General features: G+C 69.4%; 11 protein-coding genes. 5 read left to right on the top strand and 6 right to left on the bottom strand.

The features are described 5' to 3' along the window. Nucleotides 1-25 precede the first annotated feature (25 nt). On the bottom strand, nt 26-2,122 hold the full coding sequence (locus tag AXZ95_RS18500; RefSeq protein ID WP_018191295.1) for a DNA topoisomerase IV subunit B: 2,097 nt from the start codon (nt 2,120-2,122) through the stop codon (nt 26-28). Between the two features lie 214 nt (nt 2,123-2,336). Here AXZ95_RS18500 and AXZ95_RS18495 point away from each other — a divergent pair, with 214 nt between their 5' ends. The 3 genes from AXZ95_RS18495 to alr are packed head-to-tail and all read left to right on the top strand — an operon-like array spanning nt 2,337 to nt 4,405. Next, entirely contained in the window at nt 2,337-2,573 is a 237-nt protein-coding gene (locus tag AXZ95_RS18495; RefSeq protein ID WP_018191296.1) for a hypothetical protein, read from the top strand. Nucleotides 2,574-2,627: 54 nt separating this feature from the next. After that, nucleotides 2,628-3,332 (top strand): alanine racemase C-terminal domain-containing protein, encoded by a 705-nt coding sequence (locus tag AXZ95_RS18490; protein WP_018191297.1) that lies wholly within the window; start codon nt 2,628-2,630, stop codon nt 3,330-3,332. After that, nucleotides 3,329-4,405 carry an alanine racemase gene (gene alr, locus AXZ95_RS18485; RefSeq protein ID WP_018191298.1) on the top strand — a complete coding sequence of 359 codons (1,077 nt, stop codon included), beginning with the start codon at nt 3,329-3,331 and terminating at the stop codon, nt 4,403-4,405. The genes AXZ95_RS18490 and alr overlap by 4 nt, the downstream gene beginning before the upstream one ends. 77 nt (nt 4,406-4,482) lie before the next feature. Here the strand turns inward: alr and AXZ95_RS18480 are convergent, their stop codons facing one another. The 5 genes from AXZ95_RS18480 to AXZ95_RS18460 all read right to left on the bottom strand — a co-directional run bounded on the left by AXZ95_RS18480 (nt 4,483) and on the right by AXZ95_RS18460 (nt 10,417). Then, nucleotides 4,483-5,199, bottom strand: coding sequence for a hypothetical protein (locus AXZ95_RS18480; protein ID WP_018191299.1), 717 nt, complete (start codon nt 5,197-5,199; stop codon nt 4,483-4,485). Continuing rightward, nucleotides 5,196-6,470, bottom strand: coding sequence for a MurT ligase domain-containing protein (locus AXZ95_RS18475; protein WP_018191300.1), 1,275 nt, complete (start codon nt 6,468-6,470; stop codon nt 5,196-5,198). Before AXZ95_RS18475 ends, AXZ95_RS18480 begins: the two co-directional genes overlap by 4 nt. 4 nt (nt 6,471-6,474) lie before the next feature. After that, nucleotides 6,475-7,848 (bottom strand): RNA polymerase sigma factor, encoded by a 1,374-nt coding sequence (locus tag AXZ95_RS18470; protein ID WP_018191301.1) that lies wholly within the window; start codon nt 7,846-7,848, stop codon nt 6,475-6,477. Nucleotides 7,849-8,084: 236 nt separating this feature from the next. Beyond that, nucleotides 8,085-9,416: an MFS transporter gene (locus AXZ95_RS18465; RefSeq protein WP_018191302.1), complete on the bottom strand. Its 1,332-nt coding sequence runs from the start codon at nt 9,414-9,416 to the stop codon at nt 8,085-8,087. 71 nt (nt 9,417-9,487) lie between these two features. Continuing rightward, the gene (locus tag AXZ95_RS18460) at nt 9,488-10,417 is read right to left on the bottom strand and encodes a PAC2 family protein (RefSeq protein WP_018191303.1); all 930 of its coding nucleotides are present in this window, start codon (nt 10,415-10,417) and stop codon (nt 9,488-9,490) included. Nucleotides 10,418-10,536: 119 nt separating this feature from the next. On the opposite strand from AXZ95_RS18460, the gene AXZ95_RS18455 reads away from it, so the two are divergent. Both AXZ95_RS18455 and lpdA read left to right on the top strand, forming a co-directional pair. Further along, the gene (locus AXZ95_RS18455; RefSeq protein ID WP_018191304.1) at nt 10,537-12,021 is read left to right on the top strand and encodes a leucyl aminopeptidase; all 1,485 of its coding nucleotides are present in this window, start codon (nt 10,537-10,539) and stop codon (nt 12,019-12,021) included. A 106-nt stretch (nt 12,022-12,127) separates the two neighbouring features. Continuing rightward, nucleotides 12,128-13,501, top strand: a complete 1,374-nt coding sequence (gene lpdA, locus AXZ95_RS18450; RefSeq protein WP_026307203.1) for a dihydrolipoyl dehydrogenase — start codon at nt 12,128-12,130, stop codon at nt 13,499-13,501. The last annotated feature ends 8 nt before the right edge of the window (nt 13,502-13,509 follow it).

Genomic DNA, 13,509 nt, shown 5'->3' with positions numbered 1-13,509 from the left:
GACGGGGGGCGAAGAGCGGAGCGGGTCAGGCGTCGATGCGGGACCGGCTGAGGTCGTCGGCGCCCGCGATGATGAACTCCTTGCGGGGGGCGACGTCGTTGCCCATCAGCAGCTCGAAGACGCGGTTCGCCGCCTCGGCGTCGGGGACGCGCACGCGCCGCAGCGTCCGGTGCGCCCGATCCATCGTCGTTGTGGCCAACTGGTCCGCATCCATCTCGCCCAGTCCCTTGTACCGCTGGATCGGCTCCTGGTACTTCTTGCCGCGCTTCTTGAGGTCGGCGAGCACGGCCTGCAGCTCCGCCTCCGAGTACGTATAGATCGTCTCGTTCGGCTTCGAACCGGGGTTGACGACCACGACGCGATGCAGCGGCGGCACCGCGGCGAACACCCGGCCTTCCTCGATCATCGGCCGCATGTAACGGAAGAACAGCGTCAGCAGCAGCGTGCGGATGTGCGCACCGTCGACATCCGCATCCGACATGATGATGACCTTGCCGTACCGGGCGACCGACAGGTCGAAGCTGCGGCCGGAGCCGGCGCCGATGACCTGGATGATCGCCGCGCACTCGGCGTTCGACAGCATGTCCGAGATGGACGCCTTCTGCACGTTCAGGATCTTGCCGCGGATGGGCAGCAGCGCCTGGTACTCGCTGTCGCGCGCGCGGCGGGCGGTCCCGAGCGCCGAATCGCCCTCGACGATGAACAGCTCGCTGTTGGCGACGTCGTTGGAGCGGCAGTCGACCAGCTTCGCAGGGAGGGAGGAGGTCTCGAGCGCATTCTTCCTGCGTTGCGTCTCCTTGTGAGCGCGCGCCGAGATCCGGGACTTCATCTCGGCGACGACCTTGTCGAGGACGAGCGCCGACTGCGCCTTGTCGTCGCGCTTCGACGACCCGAACCGCTCGGCCATGGCCTTCTGGACGACGTTGGCGACGATCGCACGCACGGCGGGCGTTCCGAGGATCTCCTTGGTCTGACCCTCGAACTGCGGCTCCGGAAGGCGGACGGTGAGGACGGCGGTGAGACCGGCCATGACGTCGTCCTTCTCGAGCTTGTCGTTCCCCGCCTTCAGCCGCCGCGCGTTCTGCTCCACCTGCTGGCGGAGGAACTTCAGCATCCCCTGGTCGAACCCGGCCTGGTGGCTGCCGCCCTTCGGCGTCGCGATGATGTTGACGAAGCTGCGCATGACCGTGTCGTACCCGGTGCCCCAGCGCAGTGCGATGTCGACCTGGCAGTCGCGCCTCAGCTCGGTGGGCAGCATGGCGCCGGTCTCCGACAGCACGGGGACGGTCTCGGTGAAGTGCCCCTCACCCGTGAGCCGCCACGTGTCCGTGATGGGGCTGTCCGGCGCGAGGAAGTCGACGAACTCCGAGATGCCGCCCTCGTAGCGGAACGTCGTGCGGCCCGTCTCCGCGCCGTCGGCTCCCGGGCGCTTGTCGTCGATGGAGATGGAGAGGCCGGGAACGAGGAACGCCGTCTGCCGGGCGCGACCGACGAGGTCGTCCGTCGAGAACTCGGCGCCCTTCGTGAAGATCTGGCGGTCGGCCCAGTAGCGGATGCGCGTCCCGGTGACGCCCTTCGCCACCTTGCCGACGACCCGCAGCTCGCTGCCGCTGACGAACGGGGTGAACGGGCTGTCGGGGCCGGGCTCACCCTTCTTGTCGTCGAAGGTGCCGGGCTCGCCGCGGTGGAAGGACATGGCCCACGTCTTGCCGTCGCGGTCGACCTCGACGTCGAGGCGCTCCGACAGAGCGTTGACGACGGACGCGCCGACGCCGTGCAGGCCACCGGAGGCCGCGTACGACCCGCTGCCGAACTTGCCGCCGGCGTGCAGCTTGGTGAAGACGACCTCGACACCCGAGAGGCCCGTCTTCGGCTCGATGTCGACGGGGATGCCGCGGGCGCGGTCGCGCACCTCGACGCTGTCGTCGGCATGCAGGATGACCTCGATGTCGGACCCGTGACCGGCGAGGGCCTCGTCCACCGAGTTGTCGATGATCTCCCACAGGCAGTGCATCAGACCGCGGGAGTCGGTGGAGCCGATGTACATGCCCGGGCGCTTGCGCACGGCCTCCAGCCCCTCGAGCACCGAGAGGTGCCTGGCCGAATAGTCCGAACTCGCCACGGGTGCTCCTTGTGGTTCCGGTGCGTCCATCGGGTGCGGACGCACGTGCCTCTCCAGAGTAAGCGCCGAGCGGCGCAGCCTACGTCACCGACACGAGTCGGGCGCCGAGGCTACGCGTTGAGCGAAATAGCAGCCAATGCGCGCCTGATTGCCCGGCATCCGTGGTTCTATAGACGTACCGAGTTCAAGCGGTTGCGACGGAAAGGAGCATCACATGTCGACACTCACCTCGGAGAACGGGGCGGTTGACGAGCTCGCATCGGGGCCGCAGTTGACGGCCGCGGACCGTTGCGACAGCTGCGGAGCGCAGGCGTACATCCGTGTCGTTGTCAATAACGGCGAACTTCTCTTCTGCGCCCACCACGGCAAGAAGCACCAGGAGAAGCTGTCTCAGATCGCCCACAGCTGGCACGACGAGACCGCTCGCCTGTTCGAAGAGCAGCGCGCGTAACGCGGCCGCATCGCGAATCGCGAGGCTGACCGGAGGATGACACCAGGAACGGCTGTGCGCAGACGCGCCCACATCGACCTCTCCGCCATCCGCTCGACGGCAGCCGCCGCCATCGCGTCGCTCCCCGACTGCACCGCCGATCTCCGCGCCGACGCGTACGGACACGGGCTCATCCCCGTGGCTCGTGCGCTGACGGATGCGGGGGTCGGCGGTTTTCTCGTATCCCGGGTCGAGGATGCCGCGGCCATCGCCGACGAGGGTCTACCCGTCGAGGCGACCGTCGGCAGCCGCCGGCCCGCATCCACGCCCACAGGCGCTCTCATCGGCCCTGAGCTCTTCGGGCTCGACGCCGACCGCCCGTCCGCCCCGGCCATGCGCCTCGAGGGCGAAATCATCGCCGTCAAGCGCGTCCCCGCGGATCGCGGCGTCTCCTACGGCTACACGTACCGCACCGCTCGGCCCAGCACCCTCGTGCTGGTCGCGCTCGGCTACGCCGACGGCATCCTGCGCGTCGCCTCCAACAAGGCGCCCGTCAAGGTCGGCGACACCGTCGGCCGCATCACCGGACGGATCGCCATGGACCAGTTCGTCGTCGACATCGGCGACGACTCCGCCGCGCCCGGCGACTCCGTCATCCTGTTCGGCGACCCGGACCGCGGAGAACCGACTGTTCGGGACTGGGCGGATGCGCTGGGCGTCGCCGCGCCGGTCATCACGAGCCGGCTGGGCCGGCGCATCGAGAGGACGTACAGCGCGTGACCATCGTGGACGCCGTCGCCGAGCCGCTCCCCCGCGCCGTCATCGACCTCGCCGCCGTGCGGCACAACGTCGCCCATCTGACGCGGCTCATCGCGCCGGCGCAGACTATGCTCGCCGTGAAAGCGGACGCCTACGGCCACGGACTCCTCCCGGTCGCCGAAGCGGGGCTGGAGGCCGGAGCGACCTCGCTCGCCGTGCTCGAGATCCCGGCCGGGCTCGTCCTCCGGCATGCGGGCGTCACCGTCCCCCTCCTCGCCTGGCTGCACGGTCAGGACACCGACTGGCGCGCGGGCATCGAGGCCGACATCGAACTCGGCATCTCGGCGCTCTGGCAGCTGGAGGCCATCGCTGCGGCCGGCGCCGACCGTCCCGCCGTCGTGCACCTCAAGGTGGACACCGGCCTCAGCCGCAACGGCGCCACCCGCGAGGAGTGGCCCGGTCTGATCCGTGCCGCCCTCGACCTGCAGGAGCGCGGCGTCATCCGCATCCGTGCCGCCTGGTCGCACCTGGCCGACGCCTCGCTCGCCGACGACGAGGCAGCCCTTGCCGAGTTCCGCTCGGCGGTCGTCCAGGCGGAGCGCCTGGGAGCATCGTTCCAGGTGCTGCACCTGGCCGCGAGCTCCGCGGGCATCCGGATGCCGGAAGCGCGTTTCGACTTCGTGCGGTTCGGCATCGCCGCGTACGGCTTCTCCCCGTTCGACGACTCGACCGGCGGCGAGCTGGGCCTCATCCCCGCGATGCGGCTGGAGGCTCCCGTCACCGAGGTGCACGTCGGCGGCACGACACACGCCCGGCTCGGGATCGGCTACGCCGACGGCGTTCCGACGCTCGGAATCGCCAAGACATCCATTCAGCTGAACGGCCGCCGCTGCCCCGTCATCGAGGTCGCCGCCGACAGCATGCTGGTGGATGCGGGCGCGCACCGCGTCGAGGTCGGCGACACCGCCATCCTGTTCGGCCCGGGGACGGACGGCGAGCCCACCGCCGAGAAGTACGCCGACTGGGCGGAGACGATCGCCGACGAGATGATCACCGGCGTCGCGACCCGGGTCCCCCGCGTCTACGTCAACTGACCCCAGCCAACAGCTCCTGAGTTTTTCGGCCGACACGCCGGCACGGGCGCGAAAAAGTCAGGAGCTGTCGGCGTGAGTCAGAGGGAGACGCCGAGGCGGTCCGCGATCGCGCGCCGCGCGTTGGTCGCGTAGCGGTCGACTCGCTCCGTCTGCGGCACCGGCGGCAGCTCGCCGCGGAGGGCCGTGCTGAGCAGCCGGTCGGCCAGGACGGGGTTCATCGGCAGCAACGGACCGTGCAGGTGAGTGCCGATCGAGGATCCGACCAGGACGCCCTCCACCGACCCGTCGTTCCCTGTGCCGCGCACGACGCGGCCGAGCGGCTCGGCGCCGTCGAGGACGGTGCGCGCCGAGTGGTTCTCGAAGCCGGCGATGGTCGTGCCGTCCGCCAGCCGCACCACGATCTCGCCGACGTGCCTCTTGCCACCGAGAGCGGCGCGCGTCGGGAAGACCGCGGCACCGGCGAGCACGTCACCCTCCGGGGTCTCGAGCTGGGTTCCGAGCAGCTGCCAGCCACCGGCGATCGCCACGAACGGCACCCCGGCATCCCGCCACTGGCGCAGCTGCGGCGCGATCCGGAGAACGTCGTCGTGGACGGCGCGCTGCGCCGACAGCGGACCCGAACCGACGTGGACGAGGTCCACGGCGGCAGGAAGTTCCGCGCCGGGCGCGTGATCGACGACATCGACGTCGACTCCGCGCCAACGAGCCCGCTCGGCCAGCGCGAGCACGTTGCCCGCGTCGCCGTTGATCCCGAGTTCGGTGGGATACAGGTGCAGGATGCGCAGCACGGTCATCGCTCGCCGCCCTCCAGGTCGAGGAAGCCGAGCTGCTTGCGGATGAGCATCATCTGCTCATAGTTCACGATCATCGTCTTGGTGCCGCGTGACGGCTTCGGCAGCGCCAGGAACGCCTGCAGCGCGGGCTTCAGCTCCGGCACGACCTGGTCGACATCGATACCCGCGTAGGCGAAGCGCGTCGCGAACTGCCACGCCTTCGTGCCGGACACCACATCCACGTGGGTCAGCTTCGACAGGTCGATGTCGTACACCCACGACGGGTCGGGCGTGCCCTCGTCGACCGAGACGAACACCTGCTCCGGCGACTCGCTCAGGTAGTCGAGGTTCAGCTGGAGGCTCGGCGGGTTCTTCATCATGATGATCTCGATGTCCTCGTCGCCGACGTGCAGCGTCTCCCCGCGGCCATAGACCGTGCGGAGGGCCGCCATGGCGGCGACGACGGCGTTCGGCTGGAAGCGGTCGCCGAGCAGCCGGCGCGCCATCGCGGTCGCGCCCGCCGCATCCACCGCGTAGTGCAGGCCGCGCGCGGGCAGGCCGATGCGGACGTTCTCGCCGCCGATGGTCAGCTGAGCGCTCTGCACTTCGAGCTTGCTGACGAACACCGACGGGATGGGCAGAGCGCCGGCGGCCGCGCCCGTGAGGTCTTTGACGTTGGCCAGCCCATTGGGCGACGACTCGATGATGGACGGCGCAACGGCGAACGTGGAGACGTCGCGCCCCTGCGCGGCCAGCTCGGCGCCCACCCGGGCGAGGCTGTCGTCGTCCGCGTTCACGACCACGAACTCCGAGGAGCCCTCCGCGATGGAACGCAGCATGCCGATCACGCGGGTCGGCTCGAAGAAGCGGTTCAGCTGGTCGATCTGGACGTTGAGCAGCAGCGAGCCGCGCGGCTTCAGCACGCGCGCAAGGTCGACGCCGTAGGCCTCATCCACCTCGATCACACCGACGTCGCCTCGGACGTAGCCGTCGAGCGGCACGTCGGCGAGCAGCGCGGACGCGATGCCCTGCGGGAGGTTGCCGCCGGACGGGTTCGTGAACACGTCGAGACCGTGCTCGCGCAGGATCGCGGTGAGCATGTTCGTCGTCGTGGATTTGCCGTTCGAGCCGGACACGAAGACGACGCCGAGCGGAAGGCGGCTGACCGCACGCTCCAGGAACTTCGGTGCGATGGCCAGCGCGACACGGCCGGGGACCGCGGAGCCGCCTCCCCGCAGGCGCAGAAGCCAGCGGGCGAGGCGGCCGGCGATGACCGCCAGTCGGTAGCGCACCGGTTTACTCGAGGTAGTCGCGCAGCGACTGCGAGCGCGACGGGTGACGCAGCTTCGCCATCGTCTTCGACTCGATCTGGCGGATGCGCTCACGCGTCACACCGAAGGTGTCGCCGATCTGGTCGAGCGTCTTCGGCATGCCGTCGCCGAGGCCGAAGCGCATGCGGATGACGCCCGCCTCGCGCTCGGAGAGCGAGTCGAGCAGGCTCTCCAACTGCTTCTGCAGCATCGTGAAGCCCACCGCGTCGGCCGGGACGACCGCCTCGGTGTCCTCGATCAGGTCGCCGAACTCACTGTCGCCGTCCTCACCCAGCGGGGTGTGGAGCGAGATGGGCTCGCGGCCGTACTTCTGCACCTCGATGACCTTCTCCGGGGTCATGTCGAGTTCCTTCGACAGCTCCTCGGGGGTGGGCTCGCGGCCCAGGTCCTGCAACATCTGGCGCTGCACGCGGGCCAGCTTGTTGATGACCTCCACCATGTGGACCGGGATGCGGATGGTCCGCGCCTGGTCCGCCATCGCGCGGGTGATCGCCTGACGGATCCACCACGTCGCGTAGGTCGAGAACTTGAAGCCCTTCGTGTAGTCGAACTTCTCGACGGCACGGATGAGGCCCAGGTTGCCCTCCTGGATGAGGTCGAGGAACTGCATGCCGCGACCGGTGTAGCGCTTGGCGAGGCTCACCACGAGGCGCAGGTTCGCGCCGAGCAGGTGGCTCTTCGCGCGCTGGCCGTCGCGGGCGACCCACTTCAGCTCGCGCTCCAGCTCCTTGCTCAGGTTCGGGGTGTTCGCGAGCTTGTCCTCGGCGAACAGACCGGCCTCGATGCGCATGGCGAGCTCGACCTCTTCGGCCGCGTTCAGAAGCGGGACCTTACCGATCTGCTTCAGGTAGTCCTTGACCGGGTCGGCCGTCGCGCCGGTGATCGTCGAGGAGTAGACGGGGATGTCGTCATCCTCGTCGACGGCGCGCAGAACGAGCGCGTCCGTCGGCAGCGGGATGTCGCCGACCGGGATGGTGATCGCGGGCGTCTTGCCCTCGGTCTCGTCGCCATCGGCGTCGTCGGAGTCGGCCTCGTCGGTCGTCTCCGCGTCGTCGGTGTCGTCCGCCGCCGCGTCGTCGTCCGCGACGACGGCCACGTCCTCCACGTCGATCTCGACCTCGGCGTCGTCGTCGATCTCGTCGTCGTCGTCCGCCGCACTGCCCTTCGCCTTGCTCGACGCGGTCTGCTTCTTCGCAGCCGTCTTCGTCGCAGCCTTCTTCGGAGCCGCCTTCGTGGCGGTCTTCCTGGCGGGCTTCGCCGTCTCGTCCGCGGCGACGGTCACGGTCTCTTCGACCTCGACCTCCGCATCGCGGGTCTTCGTTGCTGCACGGGTTGCCATGTGAACACCTTTCATACCAAGCAGAGGGGCCGGGATCCTGACGGCCGAGCCTGGCTCAGGGTTTGCGTGCGGACACTACTAAGACCCATGTCAAGTCCTGGGTGATTGCGCCGGGCATCGTCGAATGCTCCGGCCCAGGGACATGAACGGGTCCAGACGTCAATTATTGCACGTTCCACGTGAGCCCCCGACCACGTACGGCCATATCGGATCGAATCGGGACGCCGCCTGCGCCCCTACAGCGCTTCGCGCCCGCCGCGCCTCCTCCACGCTCCGACGAGTGCAACCCACAGAGGGGCCACTTCTATTCCCTCGTCGTCCTTCAATCTGCGTCGTGTGCGGCGTCGCGCGTGCACCAGGAAACCCACCCCGATGCCGACGATCACGTACTGGATGGCGAACGCCCAGCGGAAGTGGTCCAGCTGGTAGAGCTCCGCATCCCCACCCGCTCCGTGCGCCTGCACGTCGAGCGACACGCCGATCAGGAACATCATCACGAAGCTCGCCAGGAAGCCGCCGACGTTGACGATCCCGTTGGCGGACCCCAGGCTGTGCAGCGGGTTGAAGGTGCGCGCGAAGTCGAAGCCGATGAGCGATCCGGGGCCGCCGATGCCGATCGCCGCGATCAGGACGATCACCGTCCAGAGCGGGGGCTTCCCTGGCCAGAGCAGCACGAGCGTCCAGGCGGCGGCCATCAGGGCGACGATCCCGAGCACCAGGTTGCTGCGGCGCATCGGGAAGCGGGCGGTGAGGATGCCGAGGATCGGCCCAGAGATGAGGCCGGCGCCGACGAGCACGGTGAGCAGCGCGGACGCCTCCGCCGGCTCGATGCCGATCGCGAAGACGAGGAACGGGATGCCCCACATGAGGCTGAACACCGTGCCGGAGGACTGCGTGACGAAGTGGGACCAGAACCCGAGCTGCGTGCCGGGGCGCGCCAGGCTGATCCGCAGCTGCCGCAAGGAGTCCGACCAGGAGACCGGCCTGGGCCCCTCGCTCGCCCCCACCGGCCGGTCGGTGACCGCAGCCACGATGCCCACCAACGCGATCACGGAGAGGCCGGCCGCGGTGAGGAACGCGACCGTCCAGCCGGAGAGGTGCAGCAGCAGCGCGAAGGGAACCGCCGACAGCACCTGTCCCAGCTGGCCGACATTGCCGATCCATTGCGACAGCTGCGGCACGATCTTCCCGCGGAACCAGGAGTTGGTGAGCCGCATCAGCGACGTGAAGACGGTCGCGTCACCCGCCCCGACCAGGATGCGTCCGACGATCGCGATGGCGATGCTCGGCGCGAGTGCGACGGCGACCTGCCCGACCACCATGAGTGCGGTTCCCGCGATCATCAGGACGCGCGACCCGATCCGGTCGATGAGCACACCGACCGGGACCTGCATCCCGGCGTAGACGATCAGCTGGACGACCGCGAGCGTCGACAGGACGGACGCGGAGACGTGGAAGCGGTCGGTCGCGGCCACACCGGCGACGCCGATGGTCGTGCGCTGCATGACCGCGATCAGGTAGGCGAAGACACCGATCCCGTAGACGACCCAGGAGCGACGCGAATTCACCGAATGATCCTATGCCCGCGGTCCGGAGGGGCTCCTCCGGGGCGACGCGGCTGCCACTCGGGCGTGTGCGCTCAGCGCTCGCCGCGCCCGTTCTCCTCGTCGCCGTGGCGGCGGAAGGCGAGGAAGTTCTCGAGTTCGGCGGCGATCTCGTCGGCGCTCGGGAGCTCGCCGTCGCTGTCGGTCAGCGGCGAGCGCAGCTGCGTGTCCTCCATATAGGAGTCGTGCCGCTCCTCCAGCGTTCCCACCAGGCGGCCGAGCTCGGCGTTGCCGGCGACCTGCTCGTCGATGTTCGCGACGAACTCCCGGTCCTCCTGCCGCAGGCGGTCGGTCGGGAAGATGAGACCCGTGGCCGCGCTGATCGAGTCGAGGGCGGCGATGGCCGCGGCCGGGTACTCGGTGTCGGCGAGGTAGTGCGGGATGAGCAGGATGAAGCCGGCGATCGGGTACGACAGCTGTTGCAGGCGGTACTCGAGCAGGTGCAGGGCGTTCGCGGGGACCTGCGTGTGCGGCTTCCAGATGGACATCGAGTCGATCAGGTCGGTGCGGTTGCCGCTCACCGTCACGCCGATCGGCCGGGTGTGCGGCACGGGCATCGGGATGGAGTGGACCCAGGTCACGCTCTTCACCTTGTAGCGCTCGATCAGACCGAGCACGGCCTCCGTGAAGGCCTCCCAACGGAAGTCCGGCTCGAACCCGGAGAGCAGGAGGAACGGCTGACGCAGCTCGTCGTAGGCGAGGTACAGCTTGAGAGTCGCCGGCTGGTAGTCGGTCAGGTGGTCCTGATCGAAGTAGATGATGGGGCGACGGGCACGGTAGTCGAGGAGGATGTCGGCGTCGAAGGTGGCGACCACCTCGCTGTCGAGCGTGCCGAGCAGGTAGGTGCCCAGCTGACTCACGCCGGAGCCCGCGTCGGCGAAGCCGGTCAGCCCCGCGACGAGCGGCAATCCCTCCGGCACGGCCAGTGCCGGGTTGAGCTCGAACAGTTCGCCGGGGTCACGCATACCTCAACTCTAGAGCGGACCCCGGCGAGGGGAGCCGGGTCCGCGCCGGGTGCGGGAACGCCCACAGCGAACACGGCCGGCGGCCGGGACGGAACGCGCGTGCGCGTTAGGGTCGAGGCATGACCGTTCCTGCGCTGACCGTGACCGACGCATCCACCCCCTCCGGCCCCGCCGACGTGCTCGTCGTCGCCGCGCGAGTCGCCCGCGACAGCGTGACCGTGCTGTCGGGCGCCGACCGCGACCAGCTCGCGCAGCAGTTGCGGGATGTCGGATTCAGTGGTGGCAAGGACGAGCTGGTCCGGCTGCCCGGGCAGGGTTCGGGTCCGTCGCTCGCGGTGATCGGGCTGCCCGAGGGCGGAGAGGACGCCCTCCGCTACGCCGCGGGGAGTGCCGTGCGGCAGCTGGCAGGCACCGCCGCGGTCGCGCTCGATCTCCCCGCCGAGGGCGATGCACAGCTCGGCGCGGTGCTCGAAGGTGCGGCTCTCGGCGCCTACGCCTTCACGGAGTACCGGGAGAAGAGCCGTGCGGCGACCAAGGATCCCGTCGGGTCCGTCGAGGTGCTCGGCGCCGCGTCGGACAGCGGAGCGCTGATCGCCCGCGCCACCGCCGTCGCCGAGGCTGCTGCGCTCGTGAAGGATCTGGTGAACACTCCCCCGCTCGACCTCTACCCCGAGACGTTCGCCGAGCGTGCGCAGGCGGCGTCGTCGGACCTCCCCGTGACGGTGACCGTCTGGGACGAGGAGCAGCTCGCGGTCGAGGGGTTCGGCGGCATCCTCGGGGTCGGACAGGGCTCGACCCGGCCGCCGCGGCTCGTCAAGGTCGCCTACTCCCCCGACGGCGCCGAGCGGCACCTCGCGCTGGTGGGCAAGGGCATCACGTTCGACTCCGGCGGCCTGTCGCTGAAGCCGGCGACCGGGATGGTCGGGATGAAGTACGACATGACCGGCGCCGCGACGGTGCTCGGCGTGGTGCTCGCCGCCGCCCGCCTCGCGCTCCCCGTGCGCGTCACCGCGTGGCTGTGCCTGGCGGAGAACATGCCGTCCGGGTCGGCGATCCGTCCGAACGACGTGCTGCGCATCCGCGGCGGACGCACCGTCGAGGTGCTCAACACCGACGCCGAGGGCCGGCTCGTGCTCGCGGACGGCCTGGTCGCCGCCAGCGAGGAGCAGCCCGACGCCATCGTGGACGTCGCCACACTGACGGGCGCGGCGATGGTCGCGCTCGGCACCCGGTACGCCGCCGTGATGGGCTCCGACGACCTCGTCGACCAGGTGCTCACCGCGGGCAAGGAGAGCGGCGAACTGCTCTGGCCGATGCCGCTCCCCGGCGAACTGCGCGCGACGATCAACTCGGATGTGGCCGACATCGCGAACGCCAACCCGGGCAACACGGCGGGCGGCGCTCTGCTCGCGGGAGTGTTCCTGCAGGAGTTCGTCGGACGCACCGGCGACGCCGACGACGCCCCGCGCATCCCGTGGGCGCACCTCGACATCGCGGGCCCGGCGAAGAGCCCCGCGGCGCCGTACGGATTCACCGGAAAGGGACCGTCCGCCGTCAGCGTAAGGGCGCTCATCCGTCTGGCCGAGAGCTTTTCCCGGAAGTAGTAGGGTCGTATGGGCGGGAAATCCCGCCCATCAACACGTCTCCCGGAGCCACCCCTCTGGGCGGCAAATCGTGTCACATGATCCTGATGCGCGAGGGAGTAGCTGGGTGTCTGAGCAGAACTTTGACATTGTGGTGCTCGGCGGTGGGAGTGGAGGCTACGCAGCAGCGCTGCGTGCGGCCGAGCTCGGTTTCACCGTCGGCATGATCGAGAAGGACAAGGTCGGCGGCACCTGCCTGCACCGCGGCTGCGTCCCCACGAAGGCGCTGCTCCACGCGGCCGAGGTGGCCGACTACTCGCGGGAGTCGTCGAAGTACGGCATCGTGACCCAGCTGCAGGGCGTCGACATCAACGGCGTGAGCGAGTACCGCAAGGGAATCGTCGCCAAGAAGTACAAGGGCCTGCAGGGCCTGGTGAAGGCGCGCGGCATCACCGTCATCGAGGGCGAGGGTCGTCTGACCTCCCCGACCACCGTGCAGGTGGGCGACGACACGATCGTCGGCAAGAACGTCATCCTGGCCACCGGCTCCTACTCGCGCTCGCTTCCGGGCCTCGAGATCGGCGGCCGCGTGATCACCAGCGAGCAGGCTCTCGAGCTCGACTTCGTGCCCCGCAAGGTGGCTGTGCTCGGCGGCGGCGTCATCGGCGTCGAGTTCGCCAGCGTGTGGAAGTCGTTCGGCTCCGAGGTCACCATCATCGAGGCGCTGCCGCACCTCGTCCCGAACGAGGACGAGTCGATCAGCAAGTCGCTGGAGCGCGCGTTCCGCCGCCGTGGCATCGACTACCGTCTCGGCATCCGCTTCCAGGGCGTCACCCAGGACGAGAACGGCGTCGTCGTCACCCTCGAGAACGGCGACACCGTCGAGGCCGACGTCCTGCTCGTCGCCGTCGGCCGCGGTCCGCTGACCCAGGGTCTCGGCTTCGAGGAGGTCGGGGTCACCATGGACCGCGGCTTCGTCATCACCGACGAGCGCCTGCACACGAACATCCCCGGCGTCTACGCGGTCGGCGACATCGTCCCCGGCCTGCAGCTCGCGCACCGCGGTTTCCAGCAGGGCATCTTCGTCGCCGAGGAGATCGCGGGTCTCAACCCGATCGTCATCCCCGACGTCAACATCCCCAAGGTCACGTACTGCGACCCCGAGGTCGCCTCCATCGGCCTCACCGAGGCGAAGGCGGCCGAGAAGTACGGTGCCGACAGCGTCAGCAGCTACGACTACAGCCTGGCGGGCAACGCCAAGAGCGAGATCATCGGCACGAACGGCAGCGTCAAGGTCGTTCGTGTCAACGACGGCCCCGTGGTCGGCGTTCACATGATCGGCGCCCGCGTCGGCGAGCTCATCGGCGAGGCGCAGCTGGCCGTGAACTGGGAGGCGTACCCGGAGGACATCGCTCCTCTCATCCACGCGCACCCCACGCAGAACGAGTCCCTCGGCGAGGCGTTCCTGTACCTCTCGGGCAAGCCGCTGCACACCCTCTAGGACGACCA

Origin of the sequence: Leifsonia sp. 115AMFTsu3.1, from assembly GCF_004362795.1 — a bacterium.
Taxonomy (GTDB): domain Bacteria; phylum Actinomycetota; class Actinomycetes; order Actinomycetales; family Microbacteriaceae; genus Leifsonia.
The sequence above is the reverse complement of the archived record's forward strand: the minus strand, read 5'-3'. Positions and strand labels throughout refer to the sequence as shown.

Bases quoted from the DNA above. Each gene is read 5' to 3' on its own strand.
- AXZ95_RS18455 (WP_018191304.1), top strand. From the start codon at position 10,537: ATGACCGTTCCTGCGCTGACCGTGACCGACGCATCCACCCCCTCCGGC.
- AXZ95_RS18470 (WP_018191301.1), bottom strand. From the start codon at position 7,848: ATGGCAACCCGTGCAGCAACGAAGACCCGCGATGCGGAGGTCGAGGTC.
- AXZ95_RS18480 (WP_018191299.1), bottom strand. From the start codon at position 5,199: ATGACCGTGCTGCGCATCCTGCACCTGTATCCCACCGAACTCGGGATC.
- AXZ95_RS18460 (WP_018191303.1), bottom strand. From the start codon at position 10,417: ATGCGTGACCCCGGCGAACTGTTCGAGCTCAACCCGGCACTGGCCGTG.
- AXZ95_RS18495 (WP_018191296.1), top strand. From the start codon at position 2,337: ATGTCGACACTCACCTCGGAGAACGGGGCGGTTGACGAGCTCGCATCG.